Source organism: Burkholderia sp. HI2500 (genome assembly GCF_002223055.1).
In the GTDB taxonomy this organism is placed as follows: domain Bacteria; phylum Pseudomonadota; class Gammaproteobacteria; order Burkholderiales; family Burkholderiaceae; genus Burkholderia.
Map to the genome: position 1 here is coordinate 1,455,345 of NZ_NKFL01000004.1, position 25,314 is coordinate 1,480,658.

The 25,314-nt window shown below is 70.6% G+C and carries 23 protein-coding genes and 1 riboswitch; of the genes, 15 read left to right on the plus strand and 8 right to left on the minus strand.

Annotated features, from left to right (window positions below):
* From cobN to CFB45_RS09515, 6 genes are all read left to right on the plus strand, one after another.
* Entirely contained in the window at positions 1-3,810 is a 3,810-nt protein-coding gene (gene cobN / locus CFB45_RS09490) for a cobaltochelatase subunit CobN (protein WP_089425401.1), read from the plus strand.
* Positions 3,807-4,892, plus strand: a complete 1,086-nt coding sequence (locus CFB45_RS09495) for an ATP-binding protein (RefSeq protein WP_089425402.1) — start codon at positions 3,807-3,809, stop codon at positions 4,890-4,892. The genes cobN and CFB45_RS09495 overlap by 4 nt, the downstream gene beginning before the upstream one ends.
* A 68-nt stretch (positions 4,893-4,960) precedes the next feature.
* Entirely contained in the window at positions 4,961-5,569 is a 609-nt protein-coding gene (locus CFB45_RS09500) for a vWA domain-containing protein (protein ID WP_089425403.1), read from the plus strand.
* 61 nt (positions 5,570-5,630) lie between these two features.
* Positions 5,631-6,083: a YaiI/YqxD family protein gene (locus CFB45_RS09505; RefSeq protein ID WP_089425404.1), complete on the plus strand. Its 453-nt coding sequence runs from the start codon at positions 5,631-5,633 to the stop codon at positions 6,081-6,083.
* A gap of 174 nt (positions 6,084-6,257) precedes the next feature.
* A complete protein-coding gene (locus CFB45_RS09510) occupies positions 6,258-6,830 on the plus strand; it encodes a DUF1993 domain-containing protein (protein ID WP_089425405.1) in 573 nt (190 codons plus the stop codon).
* Between the two features lie 31 nt (positions 6,831-6,861).
* Positions 6,862-7,188: a low molecular weight protein tyrosine phosphatase family protein gene (locus tag CFB45_RS09515; protein WP_089425406.1), complete on the plus strand. Its 327-nt coding sequence runs from the start codon at positions 6,862-6,864 to the stop codon at positions 7,186-7,188.
* 21 nt (positions 7,189-7,209) lie between these two features.
* Here CFB45_RS09515 and CFB45_RS09520 read toward each other — a convergent pair whose 3' ends face one another.
* On the minus strand, positions 7,210-7,632 hold the full coding sequence (locus CFB45_RS09520) for an NUDIX hydrolase (protein ID WP_089425407.1): 423 nt from the start codon (positions 7,630-7,632) through the stop codon (positions 7,210-7,212).
* 150 nt (positions 7,633-7,782) lie between these two features.
* Positions 7,783-8,043 carry a hypothetical protein gene (locus CFB45_RS09525; RefSeq protein ID WP_089425408.1) on the minus strand — a complete coding sequence of 87 codons (261 nt, stop codon included), beginning with the start codon at positions 8,041-8,043 and terminating at the stop codon, positions 7,783-7,785.
* Between the two features lie 274 nt (positions 8,044-8,317).
* On the opposite strand from CFB45_RS09525, the gene CFB45_RS09530 reads away from it, so the two are divergent.
* The 4 genes from CFB45_RS09530 (at position 8,318) to CFB45_RS09545 (ending at position 13,021) form a co-directional block, all read left to right on the plus strand.
* Complete coding sequence (locus tag CFB45_RS09530; protein WP_089425409.1) at positions 8,318-9,496, plus strand: CaiB/BaiF CoA transferase family protein; 1,179 nt, start codon at positions 8,318-8,320, stop codon at positions 9,494-9,496.
* 106 nt (positions 9,497-9,602) lie between these two features.
* Positions 9,603-10,904: a CitMHS family transporter gene (locus tag CFB45_RS09535; RefSeq protein ID WP_089425410.1), complete on the plus strand. Its 1,302-nt coding sequence runs from the start codon at positions 9,603-9,605 to the stop codon at positions 10,902-10,904.
* A 146-nt stretch (positions 10,905-11,050) separates the two neighbouring features.
* The gene (locus CFB45_RS09540; protein WP_089425411.1) at positions 11,051-12,217 is read left to right on the plus strand and encodes an acyl-CoA dehydrogenase family protein; all 1,167 of its coding nucleotides are present in this window, start codon (positions 11,051-11,053) and stop codon (positions 12,215-12,217) included.
* A 60-nt stretch (positions 12,218-12,277) separates the two neighbouring features.
* Entirely contained in the window at positions 12,278-13,021 is a 744-nt protein-coding gene (locus tag CFB45_RS09545; protein ID WP_089425412.1) for an IclR family transcriptional regulator, read from the plus strand.
* A gap of 116 nt (positions 13,022-13,137) precedes the next feature.
* On the opposite strand, the gene CFB45_RS09550 is transcribed toward CFB45_RS09545, so the two are convergent.
* The gene (locus tag CFB45_RS09550) at positions 13,138-14,493 is read right to left on the minus strand and encodes a chitinase (protein ID WP_089425413.1); all 1,356 of its coding nucleotides are present in this window, start codon (positions 14,491-14,493) and stop codon (positions 13,138-13,140) included.
* A 250-nt stretch (positions 14,494-14,743) separates the two neighbouring features.
* Positions 14,744-15,646 (minus strand): LysR substrate-binding domain-containing protein, encoded by a 903-nt coding sequence (locus tag CFB45_RS09555; protein WP_089425414.1) that lies wholly within the window; start codon positions 15,644-15,646, stop codon positions 14,744-14,746.
* A 94-nt stretch (positions 15,647-15,740) separates the two neighbouring features.
* Here CFB45_RS09555 and CFB45_RS09560 point away from each other — a divergent pair, with 94 nt between their 5' ends.
* On the plus strand, positions 15,741-16,949 hold the full coding sequence (locus CFB45_RS09560; protein WP_089425415.1) for an MFS transporter: 1,209 nt from the start codon (positions 15,741-15,743) through the stop codon (positions 16,947-16,949).
* Between the two features lie 6 nt (positions 16,950-16,955).
* On the opposite strand, the gene cobJ is transcribed toward CFB45_RS09560, so the two are convergent.
* The 4 genes from cobJ to cobG are packed head-to-tail and all read right to left on the minus strand — an operon-like array spanning position 16,956 to position 21,376.
* A complete protein-coding gene (gene cobJ / locus CFB45_RS09565) occupies positions 16,956-18,665 on the minus strand; it encodes a precorrin-3B C(17)-methyltransferase (RefSeq protein ID WP_089425416.1) in 1,710 nt (569 codons plus the stop codon).
* Positions 18,662-19,396: a precorrin-2 C(20)-methyltransferase gene (locus tag CFB45_RS09570; protein ID WP_089425417.1), complete on the minus strand. Its 735-nt coding sequence runs from the start codon at positions 19,394-19,396 to the stop codon at positions 18,662-18,664. Before CFB45_RS09570 ends, cobJ begins: the two co-directional genes overlap by 4 nt.
* Complete coding sequence (locus CFB45_RS09575) at positions 19,393-20,019, minus strand: precorrin-8X methylmutase (protein ID WP_046545711.1); 627 nt, start codon at positions 20,017-20,019, stop codon at positions 19,393-19,395. The genes CFB45_RS09570 and CFB45_RS09575 overlap by 4 nt, the downstream gene beginning before the upstream one ends.
* Positions 20,012-21,376, minus strand: coding sequence for a precorrin-3B synthase (cobG, locus tag CFB45_RS09580; RefSeq protein ID WP_306427031.1), 1,365 nt, complete (start codon positions 21,374-21,376; stop codon positions 20,012-20,014). Before cobG ends, CFB45_RS09575 begins: the two co-directional genes overlap by 8 nt.
* 107 nt (positions 21,377-21,483) lie before the next feature.
* A riboswitch (cobalamin riboswitch) is annotated at positions 21,484-21,674 on the minus strand.
* 142 nt (positions 21,675-21,816) lie between these two features.
* On the opposite strand from cobG, the gene CFB45_RS09585 reads away from it, so the two are divergent.
* From CFB45_RS09585 to CFB45_RS09600, 4 genes are all read left to right on the plus strand, one after another.
* A complete protein-coding gene (locus CFB45_RS09585; RefSeq protein ID WP_144025191.1) occupies positions 21,817-22,113 on the plus strand; it encodes a hypothetical protein in 297 nt (98 codons plus the stop codon).
* Positions 22,114-22,237: 124 nt separating this feature from the next.
* Entirely contained in the window at positions 22,238-23,491 is a 1,254-nt protein-coding gene (gene cbiE, locus CFB45_RS09590) for a precorrin-6y C5,15-methyltransferase (decarboxylating) subunit CbiE (protein ID WP_089425420.1), read from the plus strand.
* A complete protein-coding gene (locus CFB45_RS09595; RefSeq protein WP_089425421.1) occupies positions 23,491-24,579 on the plus strand; it encodes a cobalt-precorrin-5B (C(1))-methyltransferase in 1,089 nt (362 codons plus the stop codon). Before cbiE ends, CFB45_RS09595 begins: the two co-directional genes overlap by 1 nt.
* Positions 24,576-25,307 (plus strand): cobalt-precorrin-6A reductase, encoded by a 732-nt coding sequence (locus CFB45_RS09600; RefSeq protein WP_089425422.1) that lies wholly within the window; start codon positions 24,576-24,578, stop codon positions 25,305-25,307. The genes CFB45_RS09595 and CFB45_RS09600 overlap by 4 nt, the downstream gene beginning before the upstream one ends.
* Positions 25,308-25,314: the final 7 nt, after the last annotated feature.

The window sequence follows — 25,314 nt, forward strand, 5'->3', positions numbered from 1 at the left end:
ATGCATCTGCTGCGCACCACGCCGGGCGGTTTCGTCGACGATACGCAGGGCGTCGTCCGGATCGACCAGCAACCGGCCGACATCGTGATCCTGAGCTCGGCCGACACGACGCTGTCGCTGCTCGCGAGCGTCGTGCCGCATCTGCCGGCCGGCTTCCCGAGCGTGCGGCTCGCGAACGTCACGTTCCTGCGGCAGCCGGCGTCGGTCGACTTCTATGTAGACGACGTGCTGCAGCACGCGAAGTCGGTCGTGATCGATCATCTCGGCGGCGAGGCGTACTGGCCGTACGGGATCGAGCAGGCCGTGTCGCTCGCGTCGAAGCGCGGGCAGCAGCTCGCGATGTTCTCGGGCGACCTGCAGGAAGACCCGAACCTCGTCGCGAAAAGCACCGTCGCGCCCGACCTGTGCCGGCTGTGGTGGCGCTACCTGCGTGAAGGCGGCGTGCACAACGCCGAGGCGCTGCTGCGCAGCATCGCCTTCCACACGCTCGGCTTCGGCGACGAACCCGAATTGCCGCGCCCGCTGCCGGCCGCCGCGCTGTATCACCCGGCGCGCGACCGCGCGAGCGTCGACGACTGGCGGCCGCGCTGGACGCCCGGCGCGCCCGTCGTCGCGATCCTGTTCTATCGCGCGCACTGGCAGGCCGCGAACACGGCCGTGTTCGACGCGCTGGCCGACGCGCTCATCGTCGAAGGGCTGAATCCGCTGCCGATCGCGGTCACGTCGCTGAAGGACGCGGTGAGCCGCGAAGTCATCACGCAGCTCTGCGACACGCACGGCGTCGCGCTCGTGCTGAACACGACCGCATTCGCGGCGGGTGCGATCGACAGCCCCGAGCACGACGTGCTCGCCGGCGACGCGCCGGTACTGCAGGTGATCCTGTCCGGAGGCAATCGCGACGCGTGGGTGGCCGACAACCAGGGCCTGCATGCGCGCGACATCGCGATGCACATCGCGCTGCCCGAGGTCGACGGCCGCATCGTCACGCGCGCGGTGAGCTTCAAGGGGCTCGCGTACCGCTGCCCGCACACCGAGGTCGACGTCGTGCGCTACCAGCCGGACGCCGAGCGGATCGCGTTCGTCGCGGCGCTTGCGCGCGGCTGGTGCCGGCTGCGCACGCTCGATAACGCCGACAAGCGCGTCGCGCTGATTCTCGCGAACTATCCGCAAAGCGAAGGGCGGATCGGCAACGGGGTCGGGCTCGATACGCCGGCGTCCGCGCTGCGCGTGCTCGCGGCGCTGCGCGACGCGGGCTACGCGGTGGCCGACCTGCCGCCCGACGGCGACGCGCTGATCGCGCGGCTCACCGAAGGCGTGACCAACGACGCGGCCGTGCATGCGTTGCGCCCCGCATTCCAGAGCTTCCCGCTGGCGGACTACGTCGCGCGTTTCGCGCGGCTGCCGACGGCCGTGCGCGACGCGCTGAACGAACGCTGGGGCCCGCCCGAAGCCGACCCGACGCTGCGGCAAGGCCGTTTCACGATCGCCGGCTGGCGCGCGGGCAACGTGTTCGTCGGCATCCAGCCGTCGCGCTCGCGCGGCGAGAACGACTACGCGAGTTACCACGACGCGGATCTCGTGCCGCCGCACGCGTATCTCGCGTTCTATTTCTGGCTGCGCGATGCGTACCGCATCGACGCGGTCATCCACCTCGGCAAGCACGGCAACCTCGAATGGCTGCCGGGCAAGAGCGTCGCGCTGTCCGACGCGTGCTGGCCGGACCTGACGCTCGGGCCGCTGCCGCACCTGTATCCGTTCATCGTCAACGATCCGGGCGAGGGCAGCCAGGCGAAGCGCCGCGCGCAGGCCGTGATCATCGATCACCTGATGCCGCCGCTCACGCGCGCGGAAAACTACGGCCCGCTGCAGGATCTCGAACGGCAGGTCGACGAATACTACGAAGCACTGATGGTCGATGCGCGGCGCGCGAAGCTGCTGCGCAAGACGATCCTCGCGACGATCGCCGAGCACCGGCTGCACGACGAACTGAGCGTGTCGCCGCCGCGCGATACGGGCGACGAGGATGCGCTGCTCACGCGCGTCGACGCGTGGCTATGCGAACTGAAGGAAGCGCAGATCCGCGACGGGCTGCACGTGTTCGGCGAGTCGCCGATCGATCGTCAGCGGCGCGACACGCTGCTCGCGCTCGCGCGCTTTCCGGTGGGCGACGGCAAGGGCGCACGCGCCGGGCTGATCGGTGCGCTGGCGCGCGATCTCGCACTCGGCGACGACTTCGATCCGCTCGCGGCCGATTGGGCCGCGCCGTGGGTTGGCCCGCGTCCGGCGATCCTGCAGGCGCTCGATGCATCGCCGTGGCGCCACGCGGGCGATACGCGCGAGCGGCTTGAACGGCTCGCGCAGCAATGGCTCGACGGGCTGTGCGCAGCGGACGGCGGCGGAACGGGCAACGACGCGACACCGCCCGGCGACTGGCCGCACACGCTCGCCGTGATCGAACGCGTCCGCGCGACGCTGCTGCCCGCGCTCGACGCGTGCGGCGGCGAGGAAATGCGCCAGCTGCTGCGCGGGCTCGATGGCCGCTTCGTGCCACCGGGGCCGAGCGGGTCGCCGTCGCGCGGCCGCCCGGACGTACTGCCGACCGGCCGCAATTTCTATTCGGTCGATACACGCGCGGTGCCGACGCAGGCCGCGTGGTCGCTCGGCCTGAAATCCGCGCAGCAACTGATCGAGCGCCATCTGCAGGATCACGGCGACTATCCGCGCGCGATCGGCCTGTCCGTCTGGGGCACGGCGACGATGCGCACGGGCGGCGACGACATCGCGCAGGCGTTCGCGCTGCTCGGCGTGCGGCCGAAATGGGCGCACGGCAGCCATCGCGTGACCGACTTCGAGATCCTGCCGATCGAGATCTTCGACCGGCCGCGCATCGACGTGACGCTGCGCGTGTCGGGCTTCTTCCGCGACGCGTTTCCGAACCTGATGCACCTGTTCGACGCGGCCGTGCAGGCGGTGGCCGCGCTCGACGAACCCGAGGCACTGAACCCGGTCCGCGCGCGCATCGAGCGCGAACGCGAGAAATGGGTCGCGCAGGGCGTGCCGCCGGACGAAGCGCGGCGCCGTGCCGGCTGGCGCGTATTCGGCGCGCGGCCGGGCAGCTACGGCGCGGGCCTGCAGGACCTGATCGACCAGCGCCGCTGGCAGACCGACGCCGATCTCGCCGATGCCTACCGCCAGTGGGGTGGCCATGCGTACGCACAGAACAGCGCGGGCGATGCGGCGGCCGACGTGTTCGGCGAGCGGCTCGCGACGATCGACGTCGTCGTGCAGAACCAGGACAGCCGCGAGCACGACATCCTCGATTCGAACGACTATTACCAGTTCCAGGGCGGGATGACGGCGGCCGTGCGGCACCTGTCCGGGCAGCAGCCGAGCATCTACCACGGCGACCACGCGAACCCGGTCGCGCCGAAGATGCGCACGCTGCGCGAGGAAATTGCGCGCGTGATCCGCTCGCGGGTCGTCAACCCGAAATGGCTCGACGGCGTGAAGCGTCATGGCTACAAGGGCGCGGCCGAGCTGGCCGCGACGGTCGACTACCTGTACGGCTATGACGCGACCGCGCGCGTGCTGTCCGACCATCAATACGCGCTCGTCGCCGACGCGTACCTGTTCGACGACGCCACCCGCGCGTTCCTCGAACGGCACAATCCGAAGGCGCTGCACGGCATCTGCGAACGCTTCGTCGAGGCGATGCAGCGCGGCCTGTGGCAGCAGTCGGGCGACTATCGCGAACGGATCGAAGCGGTCTGGCTCGCGAGCGAACAACTCCAGGAAGGGGGACGGCGATGACCGATCCGACGACGCACCGCGCCCGCGCGGTTTTTCCGTTTGCGGCGCTCGTCGCGCAGGACGCATTGCAGCAGGCGCTGCTGCTCGCCGCGATCGACCCGTCGCTCGGCGGCGTGCTCGTGAGCGGGCCGCGCGGCACCGCGAAATCGACCGCGGCGCGCGGCCTGGCGGAGCTGTTGCCCGAAGGGCAGTTCGTCACGCTGCCGCTGTCGGCGAGCGACGAGCAGGTGACGGGTACGCTCGATCTCGCGCATGCACTCGCTGAAAACGGCGTGCGCTTCCGGCCGGGCCTGCTCGCGCGGGCGCATCTCGGCGTGCTGTACGTCGACGAAGTGAACCTGCTCGCCGACGGGCTCGTCGACACGCTGCTCGACGTCGCCGCGAGCGGCGTGAACATCGTCGAGCGCGATGGCGTGTCGCACGCGCACGATGCGCGCTTCGTGCTCATCGGTACGATGAATCCGGAGGAGGGCGAGCTGCGTCCGCAACTGCTCGACCGCTTCGGTCTGATGGTCGAGCTGGAGAACTGCTTCGACGCCGCGCAGCGCGAGCGGATCGTGAAGGCGCGGCTTGCCTTCGATCTCGATCCGGATGCGTTCCGCGCACGTCATGCGTCCGCGCAGCGCGAACTCGGCGACCGGATTCACGCGGCACGCGCACGGCTCGCGGCGCTCGATTTCGACGATGCGGTCCATGCACGCGTCAGCGCGCTGTGCATCGACGCGGCTGTCGACGGGCTGCGCGCCGATCTCGTGATGCTGCGCGCGGCGCGTGCGCTCGCCGCGCTGGAGCAGGCCGACGCGGTGACGGTGTCGCATGTGGAGCGGGTGGCCGACGCGGTGCTGCGACATCGGCGCCACGCGGGCGCGCCGCCCTCGTCCGGCGCACCGCAACGCGGCGACGAACGCGACGGTCGCTCTGCGCCCGATACGCAAGCTATGCGCGAGCGCCCCGATGATGCGTCGGGTGTGGCGAAGAACGATGCCACGGCATCCCAGGGCGACTGGGGCTACCTGCGGCCCGAGCCGGCCGGGCTGCGCGACGTGAAAGGCGTGGTGCCGCTGCCGCTAAAAAAACGCTGAGCCATCGAGCCGGCGCCGCCGCGGACACCGTTCGCGGTCCTCGATGGCAATCAGGCGCAGCCGCGCGCGTGCCGGGCACGGTGCGCGCCGGCACGGCCGTGGCGTGGCCGGCGACGCTCGCCGCGAAGCGCGGCGGCCCGCTGCAGCGCGACCATCTGCGCTTTCGCCAACGCGCCGGCACGCCGCACGCACTGCATTGCTTCGTGCTCGACTGCTCGGCGTCGATGCTGTCGCACGAGCGGCTCGCACTGGCGAAGGGGCTGATCGTCGCGTATTTCGACCAGGCCGCGCGCGACCGTGTCGAAACCGCGCTGATCTGTTTCGGCGGCCATGGCGCCGTGCGCCGCTTCGGCCCGGCCGTGCCGCGCTGGTGGAATGCGCGCTGGCTCGAACCGGTCGAAGGCGGCGGCGGCACGCCGCTCGCGGACGGCATCGCGGCCGCCGCGCAAATGCTCGCACGCGCGGCGCGGCGCGCGCCGGCCAAGCAGCGCTGGCTGTGGGTGCTGTCCGACGGCCGCACGCGCGAGACGCCCGCGAAACCCGCGGCGGCCGATCACGTCGTGTTCGTCGACTTCGACGATGCGGCCGTGCGGATCGGGCAGGGCGCGCGGCTGGCCGCGGCGTGGGGCGCGCAGTGGGTGACGGCCGACGCGCTGTGCACGGGCCGCGCCGGCTGATGGCCGGCCGGCGGTACGCTATGATCGCCGTTTCTGCTTCAACCCATTGGAACAACCCGCCATGCAAGTACTGGTCGATGCCGACGCGTGTCCCGCCGTCATCAAGGACATGCTGTTTCGCGCCGCGCGTCGTGCCGAAATCTGCGTGACGCTGGTCGCGAACCAGTTTCTGCGCACGCCGCCATCGCCGTTCATCAAGGCGGTGCAGGTGCCGGCCGGCTTCGACGTGGCCGACGCGCGCATCGTCGAGCTGGTGGAAGCGGGCGACCTCGTGATCACCGCCGACATTCCGCTGGCCGCCGCCGTGCTCGACAAGGGCGCGCATGCGCTCGACCCGCGCGGCAACTGGTTCAGCCGCGAGAACATCGAGGAACGCCTGTCGACGCGCGCGATGATGGATCAGTTGCGCAGCGCGGGCATCGACACGGGCGGGCCGGCGCCGTTCAGCGCACGCGACGGCAAGGCGTTTGCCGCGCAGTTCGACCGGTTCCTGGCGCGACAGGGCAAGCCTTGAGGTTGTGTCACGGCGGCCGCGTGTCGTGATCGCCCTGCGCGGGGCGACACCTGCGCGCCATGCGCTATATCACCGAATCCGCGCTCAATCGCGCGCATCGCTGCTGCGAGGATGCAGGTTTGTCCCTACGCTGCTATCGTGGCGCAAACCACAACACAGCATAGGAGCGCACGCGTGTCACCGACTCAACTTCTCGTTCCGACCTTCTCCCAGATGCTGCGCGCGCAGTCCGCGTGGCTCGACAAGGCTGCCGCACACCGCCAGGCCGCGGGCGACGCGCCCGACGCGGCGATGTCGCTGAAGCTGGCGCCCGACATGTATCCGCTCGCGGCACAGGTGCGCTTCTCGTGCTTCCAGGCGATGGAGCCCATCCACCGGCTGCGCGGCGAACCGCTGCCGGCCGCACTGCTCGCATTGCGCGAGGCGGGATGGCATGCGGATGCGCAGCCCGGCACGCTCGCCGATGCACAGGCGATCATCGCCGGCACGCTCACGTTTCTCGGCGACCTCGCGCCGGATGCGCTCGATGGCGGTGCCGCGCGGCCGATCGCGCTCGACATGCCGAACGGGATCGCATTCGACATGACGGGCGAGCAGTACGCGCGCGACTGGGCGCTGCCGCAGTTCTATTTCCACGCGATCACCGCGTACGCAATCCTGCGCCACCACGGCGTCGAACTCGGCAAGGCCGACTACGTGCCGCACATGCTCGCGTACGTCCGGCCGGGCACGATTCCGCAAGGGTGAGCAGGCAGGCGCCAGGCAACCGCGAAGCGACATGACGCGGGCACTCTTCCTCTGCAGCCGCAACCGGCTGCGCAGCCCGACGGCCGAAGCGGTGTTCGCCGCGTGGCCGGGCGTCGAAACCGACTCCGCGGGCCTCACGCCCGATGCGGACACGCGCGTGTCCGCCGAGCAGCTCGACTGGGCCGATGTCGTATTCGTGATGGAGCGTGCGCACAAGGCGCGGCTGGCAGCGCAATTCGGTGCGCATCTGCGGGACAAGAAGATCGTGTGCCTCGATATTCCCGACCGGTACGCCTACATGCAGCCGGAACTTGTCACGTTGCTCGAACGCAAGGCCGGCCCGTTGCTGCGCGCATGACCGGCGGGAGCGCTATCGACGTCAGCGCAGCCGGCCGCTTGCGATCGCCGAGAAACAGTCGAGACGCAGCAGCTCGATGATCTTGCGCGTCGGCACGCTCGCACGCAGCGTGTCGAGCCGGTCGACGGTGAACCACTTGCAGCGGGCGATCTCGTTGCTCGCGCGCGGCGTCAGGTGTGCCGGCACGTCGGCCACGAACACATGATGGAGCTTCGTCAGCCCGCCGAACTGCACCGCGTAGTCGAGCGCGAGCCCCTCCAGCCGCGTTTCCTCGGCAAGCTCCCGCAGTGCAGCATCGAGCGGCGTCTCGCCACGCCGGATCGTGCCGCCCGGCAGCGACCAGCGCGATGCGGTGCGGGCGACCAGCAGCACGCTGCTGCGCTGACGGCACACGATCGTGGCGCGTTCCTTGATGACGGCGAGAGTGTCCAGCCCGGTACGCATGTTCGGTCAAACAGGTGCTGAATCGTGGAGGAAATGCATGTCGGCGGCGCGCGACCCGCCAGCCGGCCGCAACGGCGTAGAGGCCGCCGTACCGATCTTAGCGGCCGTTCATGACAGTTCCATGCACGCCTTCGCGGGGCAAACGCCGAGTCACGCGTGCGTATAGATGCCGCTGCGCGCGGGCTTCACGTGACGCGGCTGGCGGCGCTTGTGAACAGCCCGCCGATGGTGGGACGGCGGCGGCGTGACGTGCCGGCGCGCGGGCGCGGGCCGGGCGGTCGGTGAGGACGACTGCGGCGCTCCCCCCGGCATCCCGGTCTGTCCTTCGCCGAAGTGGAACGTCTGGGTTTGCGCATGTCCGACGCCCAGCGTCGACGCCAGCATGAAGGCCGCCAGCAGCATCCGTTTCATGAATGATCCGTCCGATTTTTTTGAGATGAAGATTGCCCGCCAGCTTAACGAAAGGCGGGATGCCACCGCAACCGGCCCGGGTTCGGTGTCGCCCCGACTTGCGCACGGCGGCGTCTTTCGCTTCGCCTCAGGGTGCCGCCGGGGTTGACAACGAATTTCCTGAGTGTGAATATAAATTCACATACAAGAATTATTCGTCGAATCCGGACGGCCGCGCCCAAGCGCCGGCCTACCGGGACCGGCAGGCCGATCAACGGAACCAGGAGCGGGACGCATGGCGGAACACGAGCAGCAGGGCGCGCTGGCGGGATTGCGCATCATCGATCTGTCGCGGGTGCTGGGTGGCCCGTATGCGACGCAGATCCTGGCCGACCACGGCGCGGAGGTGATCAAGGTCGAACCGCCGTCCGGCGACGAGACGCGCACCTGGGGCCCGCCGTTCGACGGCGATACCGCGTCGTACTTCCTCGGCGTGAACCGCAACAAGCTCGGTATCGCGCTCGACCTGACGCAACCGGCCGACCGCGAGCGGCTGCTCGGCCTGCTCGAACATGCGGACGCGATCGTCGAGAACTTCAAGATCGGCACGATGGAGCGCTGGGGGCTCGGCTTCGACGCGCTGCATGCGCGGTTTCCGCGCCTCGTCCATTGCCGCGTGTCGGGCTTCGGCGCGGACGGCCCGCTGGGCGGGCTGCCCGGCTACGACGCGGCCGTGCAGGCCCTCGCGGGGTTGATGAGCGTCAATGGCGAAGCCGGCGGCGCGCCGCTGCGGGTCGGCGTGCCGATCGTCGATCTCGTCACCGGGCTGAACGCGGCGCTCGGCGTGCTGATGGCGCTGCGCGAGCGCGACACGAGCGGCCGCGGCCAGTTCGTCGAATCGACGCTGTTCGACTGCGCGCTGTCGATCCTGCATCCGCATACGCCGAACTTCTTCCATTCTGGGAAAGCACCCGTGCGCACCGGCAACGCGCATCCGAACATCACGCCGTACGACAGCTTTCCGACGGCGAGCGTCGACATCTTTCTGGCGGTCGGAAACAACGGGCAGTTCGCGGGCTTGTGCGACGTGCTCGGCACGCGCGACTGGCTCGACGATCCGCGTTTCGCGGACAACCGCGCGCGCAGCGCGAACCGCGCCGCGCTGCGCACGCTGCTCGAAACGGCGTTGGCCGGACACGACGGCGCGGCGCTCGCCGAGCAACTGATGCGGCGCGGCGTGCCGTGCGCGCCGGTGCTCGGGCTCGATGCGGCGCTCGACCATCCGCATGTCGCGCATCGGCAGATGAAGGTCGAGCTGGGCCGGCATCGCGGCATCGCGTCGCCGATCAAGCTCGGCCGCACGCCGGCCACGTACCGGCGACCGCCGCCCGCGCTGAACGAACACGCGGCGCAGGTGTTTGCCGACGCCGAGCCCAACGCTGAAGACCGCGACCACGACACACGCCGGGACTGACCCGCATCGCGGCCGCCGGCCGTGTCGCGCGCCCGACGGCGCCGCACGGCCACTCGAACACCACGCCGGGCGACGACGCGCGCACCGGCTGAAGAGGAGACGCATCATGCTTGCATGGATCGGCGCGATCGCCATCGTCGCGCTGTTCGGCCTGATCATCACGAAGCGGCTATCGCCGCTCGTCGCGCTGATCGTCGTGCCGGTGGCCGCGTCGCTCGCGGCCGGGTTCGGGCTCGCGACCGGCAAGTTCATCGTGCACGGCGTACAGAACATCGGCCCGATCGCCGGGATGTTCGTTTTTGCGATTCTTTTTTTCGGAATCCTCACCGACGCCGGGATGCTCGATCCGATCATCGCGGGCGTGCTGCGCGTGATCGGCTGCCATCCGCCGCGTATCGTGATGGGCTCGGCGCTGCTCGCGCTGCTGATCCATCTCGACGGCTCGGGCGCCGTCACGTTTCTCGTCACGCTGCCCGCGATGATGCCGCTCTATACGCGGCTCGGGATGGATCGCCGCATCCTCGCGTGCGTCGCGTCGATGGCGGCCGGCGTCAATTTCCTGCCGTGGGTCGGGCCGATGCTGCGCGCATCGGCGGCGCTGCACATTCCCGGCTCGGCGATCTTCATGCCGATGATTCCGGTGCAGATCGTCGGGCTCGTGTTCGTGTTCGGCACCGCCTACGTGCTCGGCGTGCGCGAGGCGAAGCGGCTCGGGCTCGATCGTGCCGGCGCGGCGTCGCTCGCGATCGCGCCGCGGGCGCTGACCGACGACGAGCGCGCATTGCGTCGGCCGGAGCGCTTCCGGATCAATCTCGTGCTGACGCTCGTCGTGCTCGTCACGCTCGTGGCGGGCATCGTCGACCCGATGGTGATGTTCATGCTCGGCACGGTCGCCGCGCTCGTGATCAACTACCCGGACGTACAGGCCCAGCGCGAGCGGATCGACGCGCACGCCAAGGCCGCGCTGATGATGGCGAGCGTGCTGCTCGCGGCCGGCGCGTTCACCGGCATCATGTCCGGCACCGGGATGCTGAAGGCGATGGCGGACGTGGTCGTCGCGCACGTGCCGGTCGAGCATGCGCGCCACATGCCGTTCGTGCTCGGGCTGCTGTCGATGCCGCTCAGCCTGCTGTTCGACCCCGATTCGTTCTACTTCGGCGTGCTGCCGGTGCTCGCGGAAAGCGCGAAGCTGCTCGGCGTGCCGCCGATCCAGATGGCGCAGGCCGCGCTGCTCGGCCAGATGACGACGGGCTTTCCGGTGAGCCCGCTCACCCCCGCGACGTTCCTGATCGTCGGCCTGACCGGCGTCGAGCTGGCCGAGCACCAGAAATTCACGATTCCGTTCCTGTTCGCCGCCACGGTGCTAATGGTGTTCGCCGCGGTGATCGTGGGCGTGTTTCCGTTGTGAGCGAGCGGGATCTTCCGCTTCGCGCCAACCCGCCGGGAAGGCGATCCCGCAAGGGGACGCGCGTCGGAGCGGAAGCCTCGACGCCGCCGGGCGTTTTCCTTCTTGAAAGCGGCGTAGCCGCTTGGCCTTTTCCAGGAGTGCATGCCATGCAGTTCGACCTGACCGATGACCAGCGCGCGATCGAAAGCGCGATCGAGAAAATATGCGCGCGCTTCGGCGACGATTACTGGCTCGAACGCGATCGCGCGGGCGGGTTTCCGGCCGATTTCCACGCGGCGCTCGCCGAGGCCGGCTGGCTCGGCATCGCGATGGACCCGGCCCATGGCGGCGCCGGGCTCGGGATGACCGAGGCCGCGCTGATGATGCGCACGATCAGCGCCTCGGGCGCCGGCCTGTCCGGCGCGTCGGCCGTCCACATGAACATCTTCGGGCTGAATCCGGTGCAGGTGTTCGGCACCGACGCGCAGAAGGCGCGCTTCCTGCCGCCGCTGATCGCCGGGCGCGACAAGGCGTGCTTCGCGGTGACGGAACCCGATGCGGGCCTCGACACCACGCACCTGACCACGCAGGCGCGCCGCGACGGCGACCATTACGTGCTGAGCGGGCGCAAGATCTGGATCTCGACCGCGCAGGTCGCGAACAAGATGCTGATCATCGCGCGCACGACGCCGCTCGACCAGGTCGCGAAGCCGACCGACGGGCTGAGCCTGTTCTATACCGACCTCGACCGCTCGCGCGTCGAGGTGCGCGAGATCGAGAAGATGGGCCGCAAGGCGGTCGATTCGAACATGCTGTTCATCGACAACCTGCGCGTGCCGGAAGGCGACCTGATCGGCAACGAAGGCGACGGCTTCCGCTACCTGCTGCACGGGCTGAATCCCGAACGGATCCTGATCGCCGCGGAGGCGATCGGGCTCGGGCAGGCCGCGCTGCGCCGCGCGACGCAGTACGCGTGCGAGCGTGTCGTGTTCGGCCGGCCGATCGGGCAGAACCAGTCGATCCAGCATCCGCTCGCGCAGGCGTGGATGCAGCTCGAGGCCGCGTGGCTGATGGTGATGAAGGCGGCGACGCGCTACGACGCGGGGCAGTCGTGCGGCGCGGAGGCCAACGCCGCGAAATACCTCGGCGCGGAAGCCGCGTTCCAGGCCTGCCAGACGGCGGTCGCGACGCACGGCGGGATGGGCTATGCGAAGGAATACCATGTCGAGCGCTACCTGCGCGAGTGTATGATTCCAAGGCTCGCGCCCGTGAGTCCGCAACTGATCCTGTGCTACATCGCGGAGAAGGTGCTCGGGCTGCCGAAGTCGTACTGACCGGTCCGACCCGGCAGCCGGCCCGGTGCGCGGTTTCCCGTTCCGATTCAAGCACTCGTCATGGACGTCAAACTCGTTGCCCGCACGCTCGACCTGTTCGAGCTGTTCGCCGCCGAACGGCGGCCGCTGCCGCTCACCGAACTCGCGCGCCTGCTCAATGTGCCGGCGTCGAGCTGCCTCGCGATGGCGCGCACGCTCGTGAGCCGCGGCTACCTGTACGAAGTGCGCAAGCGCGGCGGCTACTACCCGACGCGCCGCCTGCAGACGATCGCCGCCGCGATCGACGCGACCGACCCGGTCGTCGACACCGTCCATCCGCATCTCGTCGCGCTGCGCGACGCGAGCCGCGAGACGGCCGTGCTCGGCAAGATCCAGGGTGTGGCGGTCACGTATCTCGACGTCGTCGAGTCGGAGCAGGCGATCCGCTATACGCGCGCGCCGGGCGAACTGCGCCCGCTGCATGCGAATTCGATCGGCAAGGCGATCTTCGCGGAACTGGCCGGCGACGCACAGCAGGCGCTCGGCGCGCAGTTGCCGTTCGAGCGCTTCACCGATGCGACGGTGGCGGATCTACCCGCGCTCGTCGCGCAAACCGCCCGGTTTCGCGAACTCGGCTGGGCCGAGAACTTCGGCGAGAGCGCGCCCGAGCTGTCGGCGATCGCGGTTGCGTTGACGCTCGACGGCGACTGGTACGGGCTGTCGGTGGTCGGGCCGACCGAGCGGATTCGCCAGCATCGCGACACGCATGCGGCGCTGCTCGTCGACGCGAAGGCCAGGCTGCTGGCCGAGCACGCGCGCGACTGAAAGCGGGCAGGGCGCGCCGCCCAGCGGGCCGTCCGCCGGCGATCCGGTAGCGGGCGATCGCCGTGAACGGCCCCGGATGCGCAGGCCTCGCGCCTAGCGCCGGCCGCTACGCCGCATCACGACTTCACCCACACGCCGCCCGCACTCGGGTTGTCGCCTTGCGTCCACCATTTCGCACAGTATTTCGCGCCCTGGTACATCACGCAGGTGCCGCCCGAATACGCGGTGGTGGCCGACCACGTGGCCGTGCCGCCGCCGACGGCCTTCCACACGGCGGCCTGTCCGGGCACGTCGCCCTGCGTCCACCATTGCGCCTGGTACGTCGTGCCCTGGTAGGTGACCGTCGCGCCGGCCGTATAGACCTGGCCGGCCGCCCAGGGCGCACCCGGTTGCGGCGTGCCGCCGTCCGAGCCGCTGCCGTAGTTCGGATCCTGCGTGACGCCCGTGCCCCACTTGCCGTCGAGCCGCTTGAAGATCGTCGCGAACGCGTACGGCTGCTGCGCGACGCCCGAGCAGGTCGGCGACGCATACGTGCCGCCCGACGGGCACGCCTGGTCGCGGCCGACCGACCAGTTGCCGAAGAAGCCGTAGCCGTTGCTGACCGCCGCGTTCAGCACGCTTTGCGCATTCGCGAGCGTGAAGGTTTCGCCTTGCACGTCGTTCACGCCGATCATCGGCGTGACGCCGACCATCTGCCAGAGCTGCGCATTCGTCTTCGGCTGGCCGGCCGACTTGAAAGCCGTATCGAGCTGCGAGTAGAGCGCCTGCGCGGCACTGATCGCGGCCGCGCCCATGTCGAGGTTCGCGGGGCCGTAGTCCATCGCCATCACGTTCACCGCATCGAACGCGGTCTTGTTCGAGATCGCCGCGTTGACGACGTTCAGGCCGTCCTGCGTGAGCCCGGTCGGCATCGTCGGCAGCGTCAGCGTGACGTGCAGCGGCTTGCCTTTCGCCGCATAGCTCGCCTGCAGCTGCGTGACCGCCTGGAAGTTGCGTGCGACCGCGGCCGTGTCCGTTTGCGACGCACCTTCGATGTCGAAGTCGACGTGCGTGAGGCCGTAGGTGTCGATCACGGTCTGGTACGCGCTCGCCAGCGCGGGAACCGTCGAGCACGCCTGCATCAGCGGCGTGCCGTTCGCACCGCCGAACGACACGGCGACTTCGCCGCCTTTCGCGCGATAGCTCGCGATCGACGTCGACAGCGCGGTCAGCAGGCCGCCGCTCGCGCCGTTGCCGATCGGCTGCACGCCGCCCCATGACGGCACACAGCCGTTGCCCGCGACCACGAACGCGAGCGTGAACTGCTGGATGCCTTGCCGGACGCCGATCTGGTCGACGAGCGGCGTCGGATAGAGCGTCACGTCGACGTAGGGCGCATAGACGCCGGCGCCCTGGGACACGCTCGCCACGGCAAGCAGGCAACCCGCTGCAAGTGCGCGCGGGATGAAACGCGGCAACACATTGTTGTTCATTGTGTTCTCCAAGTGGAAGAGGGATACGCTGGCCCGCGTATCGCCGCCGGTCGGGCGACCGGGCATGCCCGGCCGACGGCGTGCTCATCTTGGAGGATTCGCGTCGAATAGTGAATAGTCAGGAGTTCTTTTTGTTATTTGATTCCCGATACGTAACGATCTTGCCGATTCGACACAGTTCCTGAATGCGTGACACGGGTGATTTTTCCGATCGACCGGGAGAGGCCCGACGCGTGTCGCTCGTCGCGCTTCAAGCCGATGGCGGCTGCACGAGCGAGCGCGCCAGTGCGACGAAGCGCTCGACGCACGCCGACGCGAACGGCTCGTTCCACGACACGATCTGCTCGACCGCGCGCGTGCCGGCGAGCGGCACGTAGACGACGCCCGGACGCTGCAGCGTGGCCGTGAAACCCGGCACGATCGCGATGCCGCGTTCGGCGGCCACCAGCGACACGAGCGTCGTGATCTGTGCGGCGGTCGCGCCGATCCGCGGCGTGAATCCGGCTTGCGCGCACAGGTCGTCCAGTGCCGCGGTCAATGCCGAGCCGTAACCGGGCGGAAAGGTGACGAAGGTTGCGTGCGCAAGCGCCGCGACGTCGACGCTCGCACGGCTCGCGAGCGGATCGCCGGCCGGCACGGCCGCGACGAGCGGTTCGCGCGACACGACGAGCGATGCCACCGGCACGCCGGGCGCACCGTGCCATGCCCAGCCGAAACCGATGTCCATCGTGCCGTCCGCGATCTGCTGGCGCTGGCTCGCGGTCGCCGCCTCGCGGAACGCCAGCTCGACGTCGGGCATCGTCCGGCTCGCGACGCGGATGACGTCCGGGAACGTGTCGGACATCGGGATCGAGCTCGCATAGCCGATCACGATTCGCCCGGCAACGCCCTGCGCGATCTTGCGCGCGGTCGCCTCGGCCTCGGCGGCCGCGCTGACGACGTGGCGCGCATGGTCGAGGAACGCGGCGCCTTCCGGCGTCAGCCGCACCGCGCGCGTCGAACGCTCGAACAGCCGGACGCCGAGCTCGCTTTCGAGTGCAGCGATATGGCGCGTCAGCGGCGGCTGCGCGACCCGCAGGCGCAACGCCGCGCGGCCGAAGTGCAGTTCGTCGGCGACGACCACGAAATAGCGGAGGCGGCGCAGGTCGAGCATTGTTGTCGTTCCGGTATCAATCGCGATGAAAACGGTATTGGCGTGCACGCGGCGCGCTCGTCAGACTGTCGGTATCGACGACCAGGCCGCTCCGATGAACGACAGGACCACGCGCATCGCGTTCTTTCTCTGCGGCTTCGCCGCGTTTCTCAATCTGTATTCGACGCAGGGCATCCTGCACGAACTCGCGGCCACCTTCGGTGTCAGCGCGGAGCGCGCGGGGCAGGGCGTGAGCGCCACCACGACGGCCGTCGCCATTATCGCGCCGTTCGTCGGCATGCTGGCCGCGCGCATCGAGCGGCGCGTCGCGATCTCGCTCGCGGCGGTGGCCGTCGCGCTGCCGGTCGTGTGGTCCGCGCAGGCGGGCGGTTTCACGTCGTTCCTCGGCGCGCGCTTTGCAGCCGGTCTCGTCATGCCCTTCATTTTCGCGCTGTCGATCGCCTATATCGCCGAGCGCTTCGATCGCGGCACCTCCGCCGAGATCAGCGCGCTGTTCGTCGCCGGCACGACGCTCGGCGGTTTCGCCGGCCGCTTCGCGACCAACCTGATGACGTCGATCTGGGGCTGGCGGCATGCGCTCGACGTCGTCGCGGCGCTGTGTCTCGTCACGGGCGTCGCGATCTACGCGAGCCTGCCGGCGTCCGGCGCGATCGCGCGGCGCGTCGAGCACGTTGCGGATAGCGGCGCGGGGCCGTCCTGGCGCATCGTCACGCGCGGCCCGCTGCTTGCATCGTTCGCGATCGGCGCATGCGTGCTCGCGTCGCAGGTCGCGACGTTCACGTTCGTCGGCCTGCGCCTGGCCCGCGCGCCGTTCAACTTCGGCACGGTCGGGATCGGCGCGATCTATGCGGTGTTTCTGGTGGCGGTGGTCGTGACCCCGCTGGCAGGACGCCTCGCGCGGCATCGCGGCCCGCGCGCGCCGGGGCTTGCCGCGGCCGCGCTCGCGATCGGCGGGGCGCTGCTCACGCTGTCCGACCACGTGCCGGTGATCCTGGCCGGCCTCGCACTCAGCTCGACCGCCGTGTTCGTCGAACAGGCGTCGGCCAATACGTTCATCTCGCAGGCGGCGTCGAGCGCGCGCTCGACGGCGATCGGCATCTACCTGTCCTGCTATTACTTCGGCGGCAGCCTCGGCTCGATCCTGCCGGTGCCCGGCTGGCATCGGTGGGGATGGGCCGGCTGCGTCGCGTTCGTGGTCGCGACGCAAGCGATCGTCGGCGTGCTCGTGTACCGGTTCTGGCGCGCCGACGGCACAGCCGGCACCGCGCAGGCCGACGCACGCGGCGTCACGCCGACGCGCTGACCGGGTTCAGCGATACCAGCGCGGCGTATAGACCCACTCGCGTGCGTTGCCGATTGCGAAGCGCCGCGTCGTCGACGAGCCGACGATCACCATCGTGCGCATGTCGACCTGGTCGCTGCGCAACGCGCCGAGCGTCGTCGTCGTGAGCGTCGCGCCCGGCCGGCCGATGTCGCGGCCGAGCACGACCACCGTCTCGGCGCTGCGGTGCGCGCGCACGGCATCGAGCGCACGATCGAGCTGCCACGGCCGTGCACGCGAGATCGGGTTGTAGAACGCCATCACCAGATCGGCCTGCGCCGCGTGCCGCAGGCGCGTCTCGATCACGTCCCACGGCTTCAGGTTGTCCGACAGCGAAATCGCGCAGAAGTCGTGACCGAGCGGCGCACCGGCCTGCGCGGCCGTCGCGAGCGACGCCGAGATGCCGGGCTCCACGCGCAGGTCGACCGCGGCCCAGTGCGGATCGCGCGCTTCGTCGAGCGCTTCGAGCACGGCCGCGGCCATCGCGAACACGCCCGGATCGCCCGACGACACGACCGCGACGCGCCGGCCTTCGGCTGCAAGCTCGAACGCATGGCGCGCGCGCTGCATCTCCTCGCGATTGTCGGTGCCATGCACGCGCTGGTCGGCGCGGAACGGGCCGGCCATGTTCACGTAGGTCGTGTAGCCGAGGATGTCGGTCGCGTCCTCGAGCGCGGCGCGCGCGGCCGGCGTGAGCCACTCGGCGCCGCCCGGGCCGAGGCCGAGCACCGTCAGTCGGCCGCGTGCACGGCCGAGCGTGGCGGGATCGACCGGATGCGACGCGACCGCGCATGCGATGCCGTTCGTCGGGGCGCGCAGCGTGTGCGCGACGCGCAACGCGCGGCCGAGCAGGGTGGCCGCATCATCTGTCGCGTCAGCGTCGGCATCTACGAAGCGCAGCGGCACGTCGAGCGTTTGCGCCGCTTCTTCCAGTACGCCATCACCGATTGCCGATGCGGGCGCAACGATCGCGGCGAGCGCCAGCCGCGCGAGACCTTGCGAATCGAGTGCTGCATCAATGCGTGCGGCAAGCGCTTCATCCGCGTGGATAGCCCGCGCATCGACGCCGACCACGACGCTGCGCGGATGAATCACGAGTTCGTCGCGCGACCCGCGCCATGCGTCGGGGGTCACGCGGATCGCATGCGCGGCGGCTTCGTCGCGCGGCAGCGCAACATCGTCGAGCCACGGCGCCGCGCCGTCGATGCGCGTCGACGCGCCCGCGAGCAGATCGGAGACGAAGCGCTTGCCCTGGCCGAGATCGGCAAGCGCATAGCCTTCCGGCGGATTGAGCACGCACGCGCCGAAGCGCAGTTCGCCGCTCGTCGTGATCGCCGGCGCGACGCCGACGCATGCGGCGATTTCCCGCGCGATCACGTTGACACCCGTCAGCCCGCCGAGCAGCGGCACGACCGCCGAGCCGTCTTCCGCCACCGCGAGCACGGGCGGCTCGATGCCCTTGTCGGCGAGCGCGGGGGCGATGCAGCGGATCACGATGCCGGCCGCGCACAGCGCGACGATCGGCACACCGCGCGCATAGAGTTCACGCAGATGCGCGCCGAGATCGTCGAACGGCACGTCGGCCGCGACACGCGATGCGAGGCCATGCACGAGCGCACCCGGATAACGCGCCTGGATGCGCCGCGCGGTATCGAGCGCGCCCGCGCCGAGAATCACGATCGCGGGCGGCGTGGTCATCCTTGCCATTTTTCCCCCGGCACGACGAGCAGCGAGAAATACGGCGACGCCATCGGGTCGACTTCGTCGAGCGGCACGATGCGCTGGCTCGCCATCGTCGCGCGCTCGACATACAGCGCGCGCTTCGCGAGCCCCAGCTCGTCGAGCACGCGCCGCACCTTGTCGAAATTGCGCCCGAGCTTCATCACGACGGCCGCGTCGGCCCGCGCGAGCCGCTCGCGCAGTTCATGCTCGGGCAGCACGCCCGACAGCACCGACAGGCTCTGGTTGCGATAGACGAGCGGTTGGCCGAGCACCGCGGTGCCCCCGAGCATCGCGCACACGCCCGGAATCACCTCGGTGTCGTAGCGCGGCGCGAGGCGGTCGTGCAGGTACATGTACGAGCCGTAGAAGAACGGGTCGCCTTCGCAGATCACCGCGACGTCGCGCCCCGCGTCGAGGTGCGCGGCAACGATCTCGGCGGCCGTGTCGTAGAAGTCGGCAATCACCGTCTCGTAGCACAGCGGCGGCGGCAAGGCCTCGGTCGTCACCGGATAGACCAGCGGCAGCTGCGTCTGCGCGTCCTGGAGGTGCGCTTCGACGATGCCGTACGCATTACCTTTCTTGCCCTTCGCGACGAAATACGCGACCACCGGCGCGGCCTGCAGCACGCGCAGCGCCTTGATCGTCATCAGTTCGGGATCGCCGGGGCCGACACCGACACCGAACAGGCGTCCGCGCGCGGTCGTCATTCGACCTCCGTCGCGAGTGCGTTGACCGCCGCCGCCGCCATCGCGCTGCCGCCGCGCCGGCCGAGCAGGGCGACGTACGGCACGCCGCGGCTGTCGGCGTCGAGCAGCGCCTTCGATTCGGCCGCGCCGATGAAGCCGACCGGGAAACCGAGGATCAGCGCGGGGCGCGGCGCGCCGGCGTCGATCATGTCGAGCAGATGGAACAGCGCGGTCGGCGCATTGCCGATCACGACGACGCTGCCCGCGAGATGCGGACGCCACAGCTCGAGCGCGGCGGCCGAACGCGTGTTGCCGAGATGCCGCGCGAGATCGGGCACCTCGGGCTCGCCGAGCGTGCAGATCACGCGGTTGTCGGCAGGCAGCCGCGCACGCGTAATGCCTTCGGCGACCATCCGCGCATCGCACAGGATCGGCGCGCCGGCGGCGAGCGCCGTGCGGCCCGCCGTGCCGGCGCCGGCCGAGAAGCGCAGGTCGTAGACGACGTCGACCATCCCGCACGCATGGATCACGCGCACCGCGAGTTTCTCGAGGTCGGGCGGAACCTGCGACAGGTCGGCCTCGGCGCGGATCGTCGCGAACGACTGGCGGTAGATTTCCTGCCCGTCGCGAATGTAGTCAAGCATCGGTGGTGTCCTGGCTGTGCCGCGCGCCCGTCAGTCGGGCCGCGGCCTGGTCAATCGTCAGATGGCGCGCGAGCGGGGCGCCAAGGCCCGCGGCGGCGTCGCGCCGGTAAAGGTCGTAGTGCGCGGGCGCCACCGCGACGAGCGTGTGCGTCGCGGGATGCGGCAGCGCGCAGTGGCGTTCGCAGCCGGTCAGGTGCACGTCGACTGCATGGCCGATGCGGGCGGCGAGCGCGCGTGCGTCGTGCTTCGTGTCGGCGCGCGCCTTCGCGCAGCCCGCGCTGCCGGCGCACGCGACGAGCGTCGCCAGCGGGTCCGACGACGCGCAGACGAGGCCAAGCGACGCGAGCGCATCGAGCGTGGCCGGTGCGCGTTCGCGCGAGACGTCATGCAAGAACACGCCTTGCCATGGCGTCATCGACAGCGTGCCGTCGCCGTCGGTTTCGGCCAGCGCCGCGAGCCGTTCCAGTTGGGTGGCATCGAGTCGGCCGAGCACGAATTGCGCGCCGACGTTGCAGCGCGTCGCATCGAGCGACGGGCGCACGCCGAAACGCAGCGTCGGGTCGGTGCACGTGCGGCGCCAGCCGGCGAGTGCCGGATCGGCTTCAAGCGGGAAGGGCAGGTAGTGCTGCGCGCGTTCGAGCAGCGCGCGTTCGCCGCATGTTGCGAGCAGCGCGCGCATCCGCGTGACGTCGGCCGGTGCGAGATCGAGAAACGCGAGCAGCAGCGCGCGGACCAGCGCAGCAGCTTGATCGGGCGCGACATCGACCGAAGCGGGTGGGTCATCGTGCGCGACCGGCGGACAACCGGCCAGCCCGGCCGCGACGCGCACCGCGCCGTCGCCGCGACGCCGGGCGGCCAGCCAGATGTCGTGAGGATGATCGAGCGCCGCAACCGATTCGCCGCCGTCGAGCTGGATCGAGAATTTCGGCGACAGCTCGCCGCGGCGGGGCTCGCGCGCCAGCATGTCGAAGAGCGGCGCGGCAAGCGCGCGGCTGTCGACGAGCGCGGCAGGGTCGTGGCCGGCGAGCGGGCTGAGCAGCACGTTGCGCACGTCGTCGCTCGCGGCGAGCGCGGCCGCATCGGCGTCTGCATTCGAGGTGGCGTCGACGGGCGGGCCGAGACCCGCTTCGAGCAACGCACGCGTCAGCGCGTCGGCCGCGCCGTCACGAATGCCGCGCAGCTGGAGATTCGCGCGATTGGTCGCGTCGATCGTGCCGGAGCCGAAGGCGCGCGCGGCGGCGGCGATCGCACGCGCCTGGCGCGCATCGAGCCGGCCGCCCGGCAGCTTGATCCGGCACAGCCCGCCGTCGGCGGCCGCGACCACGCGCACGAGCCCCGGGCAGGCCGACGGGCGCACGACGGGCGACGCAGGAATCGAAACGGGGGCGGAACTCAACGGGGTACCGGGACAGTGTCGGGCCGCGGCCAACGCATCGGTACACCCCGCCCGACGCCGACTGGCACGCACGCACTTTCTGGCCGGCAGGTCTCCTGGCTGACAGGTCGGCGCCGGCTCCCGGCCTTCCCGGTGGAACCAGTGGCATGAGGGGGAGATCGGCTCGCTGTCTACAGTTGCGGGGGCAGCCACAGCGGCGCGTGGCGCGCCCTGTGTTCCCTCTTCGGCCCCGAAGGGCACCGGCGAACGAACGGCCGTAGGATACCCGATTTTCGAGACGATCCGGCATTGTCGATATGCCGCGCAACCGCGTCACAGCGCGGTCGCAGCCGGTTTGGCGCTATCTCGCAAATGGTACGATTGGCGGCTCGACACCCGATCGGCGACCGCCGGCATCCGCGATGACACTCGGCAGGACGGAGCTGTTCGGCATGGGCATCGCGCTGGGCCTGCTGGCCATCCCGGCCTGGATGCTGCTCGCGTGCATACTGATCCCGCTTGCGCCGTCGGCCGAGTGGCCGAAGAATGTCGGACTCGCCGGCCTCGGCGTGCCGATCGCGGCGGGCGGCACGTTCCTGTACCGGAAAACCGATGCACGCTCGCTCATGTGGCTGCTGCTCGGCTGGCTGCTGATCGCGTCGATCGGCGGGATGGTTCTGGCCTTGCTGACGTTTGTCGTCGGCGTGCCGCTCGGCTGACGTCGTGGCCGTATCACACCGGCGGGCGGGCGACGCACACGACACATGAACGAATCAACGCGCGACGGCCCAGCCGCCGCGCACCGCAACACACGGTAGGAAATCGAACGATGGGGAAGGGTGCATGACGGCGTGGCTGACGGTAGTGGGCATCGGCGACGACGGTTACGCGGGGCTCGGGCGCAGTGCGCGTCGCGCACTGCTCGACGCGACGCTCGTCGTCGGCGCGAAGCGGCATCTCGACATGCTGCCCGCGCGGCTGCCGGCCGCGCGCGAAGCGTGGCCGTCGCCGTTCGACCTCGCGGGCGTGCTGGCGCGGCGCGCGTCGCCCGTCTGCGTGCTCGCCAGCGGCGACCCGATGCTGTTCGGTGTCGGCGCCACGCTCGCGCGCCAGCTTTCCCCCGACGAATGGCGCGTACTGCCCGCGCCGTCCTCGCTGTCGCTCGCGGCCGCGCGCCTCGGCTGGGCGCTGCAGGAGGTCGGCGCGGTCTCGCTCGTCGGCCGGCCGCTTGCGACGCTCGCGCGTCATCTGCTGCCCGGGCGCCGCCTGTTCGTGCTGAGCGCCGACGGCCGCACGCCGGCCGCCGTCGCGGCCGAACTCGTCGCACGCGGCTTCGGGCCGACGCGCATCAGCGTGTTCGAACATCTCGGTGGCCCGCTCGAGCGGCGTCTCGACGCTCTCGCGCAGGACTGGCGCATCGACGAAACGGCCGCGCTCAACCTGGTCGCGCTCGATTGCCAGGCCGGCCGTGACGCGCCGCGCCGCGCGCTCACGCCCGGCCTGCCCGACGATGCGTACCGTCACGACGGCCAGCTCACCAAGCGCGACCTGCGCGCGATGACGCTCGGGCGTCTCGCGCCCGCGCCCGGCGAGCTGCTGTGGGACGTCGGCGCCGGCAGCGGCTCGATCGGCATCGAATGGATGCGCGCGCATCCGTCATGCCAGGCGATCGCGATCGAAGCGCATGCGGAGCGGCAGCGCTTCATCGAGCACAACCGCGACGCGCTTGGCGTGCCGGGCCTGCAGCTCGTCGCGGGCCGCGCGCCCGACGCGCTCGCGGGGCTCGCCGCGCCCGACGCGATCTTCATCGGCGGCGGGGCGACCGCGCCCGGCGTGCTCGACGCGTGCTGGGCAACGCTGAAGCCCGGCGGCCGGCTGGTCGCGAACGCGGTCACGCTGCAGGGCGAGATGACGCTCGCCGCCTGGCGCGAGGCGCACGGCGGCACGCTCACGCGCGTGTCGCTCGCCCACGCCGAGCCGCTCGGCCGCTTCGATACGTGGCGACAACCGTTGCCGGTCACGCTGTACGACGTGCGCAAGCCCGACGCGGCCGACACGTCCGCAGCGCCGGCCACGACGAACGCAACGGACGCGTGATGCGCGACGAGACTCCCGAACAGCCCGCACCGCTACGCTTCGGCTATACGACCGGCAGCTGCGCGACCGCGACGTCGCTCGCCGCCGCGCGACTGCTGCTCGCGGGTAGTGCGGACGACGCGGTCGAGATCGTGCTGCCGAAGGGGCAGCGCGTGATGATGCGGCTCGAGTTCTGCCGGGCGACCGCCGACGGTGCGGAAGCCGGCACGATCAAGGATGCCGGCGACGATCCGGACGTCACGCACGGCGCGCTGATCTTCGCGCGCGTCGCGCTCGCGGCGGCGCCCGGCGTGCGGTTTCATGCGGGGCCGGGCGTTGGCACGGTCACGCGCGCGGGGCTGACGCTGCCGGTCGGCGAACCGGCGATCAACCCGGTGCCGCGCCAGATGATGACGACGCACCTGGACGCGCTGGCGGCCGAGCACGGCTATGCGGGCGGCTTCGACGTGACGATCGGCGTCGAAGGCGGCGAAGCGCTCGCGCTGAAGACGATGAACCCGCGCCTCGGCATCGTCGGCGGCCTGTCGATCCTCGGCACGACCGGCATCGTGCGGCCGTTCTCGTGTTCGGCCTATATCGCGTCGATCCACCAGGGCATCGACGTCGCCCGCGCGAACGGCATCGCGCACATTGCCGCCTGCACCGGCAACGCGAGCGAGGACGCGATGCGCGCGCACTATCAACTGCCCGACATGGCGCTGATCGAGATGGGCGATTTCGCGGGCGCGGTGCTCAAGCACCTGCGGCGCGCGCCGGTCGCGCGGCTGTCGATGTGCGGCGGCTTCGGCAAGCTCAGCAAGCTCGCGGCCGGCCATCTCGACCTGCACAGCCGCCATTCGAGCATCGACCTGCCGCTGCTCGCGCAGTGGGCGGCCGAAGCGGGCGCAAGCGACACGCTGCAGGCCGCGATGCGCGCCGCGAACACGAGCCAGGAAGCACTGAAGCTCGCGCACGCCGACGGCGTGCCGCTCGGCGATCTCGTCTGTGCACAGGCGTTGCGCGTCGCGCGCGACATCGTGCCGCCGTCGGTCGCCGTCGAGATGTTCGCGATCGACCGGCAGGGCCGCTTCGTCGGGGAGGCGCGATGAGCGTGCGCATCCTGCTGCTCGGCGGCACCGGCGACGCACTGAAGATCGCGCGTGCACTCGGTCCTCACCACGTGTACAGCCTGGCCGGCCTCGGCAAGGTGCCCGACGACCTGCGCTGCGACGTGCGCGTCGGCGGCTTCGGTGGCGCGGCCGGCCTGGCCGCGTATCTGCACGACGCCGGCATCGGCCTCGTGATCGACGCGACCCATCCGTATGCGGCGCAAATCAGCGCGAATGCCGCAGCCGCTGCGCGTGAAGCGGGCGTGCCGCTGTGGGCGCTGCGCCGCGCGCCGTGGGTGCCGCAACCCGGCGATGACTGGCGCATGGTCGACGACTGGGCCGGCATCGAGGCCGCGCTCGCGCCGTTCAGGCGGCCGCTGTTCACGCTCGGCCGCGAACCGCTCGCGCATCTCGACGCGATCCCGCCGCACCAGTTCTGGCTCGTGCGCTGCCTCGACGCGCATCCCGGCAATGCCCATGCGCAGATCGTCGCCGCGCGCGGGCCATTCACGCTCGACGGCGAGCGCGCGCTGTTCGCGCTGATGGGCATCGACGTCGTCGTCAGCAAGAACAGCGGCGGCGCGGCCACGGAAGCCAAGCTCGATGTCGCGCGCGAACGCAGGCTGCCGGTCGTGATGCTGCGCCGGCCGCCGCTACCCGACGCCGACCGCGCGTTCGATTCCGCCGCGGCGCTCATCGACGCGCTCGATCCGGCCGCGCGCGCATGACGCCGCG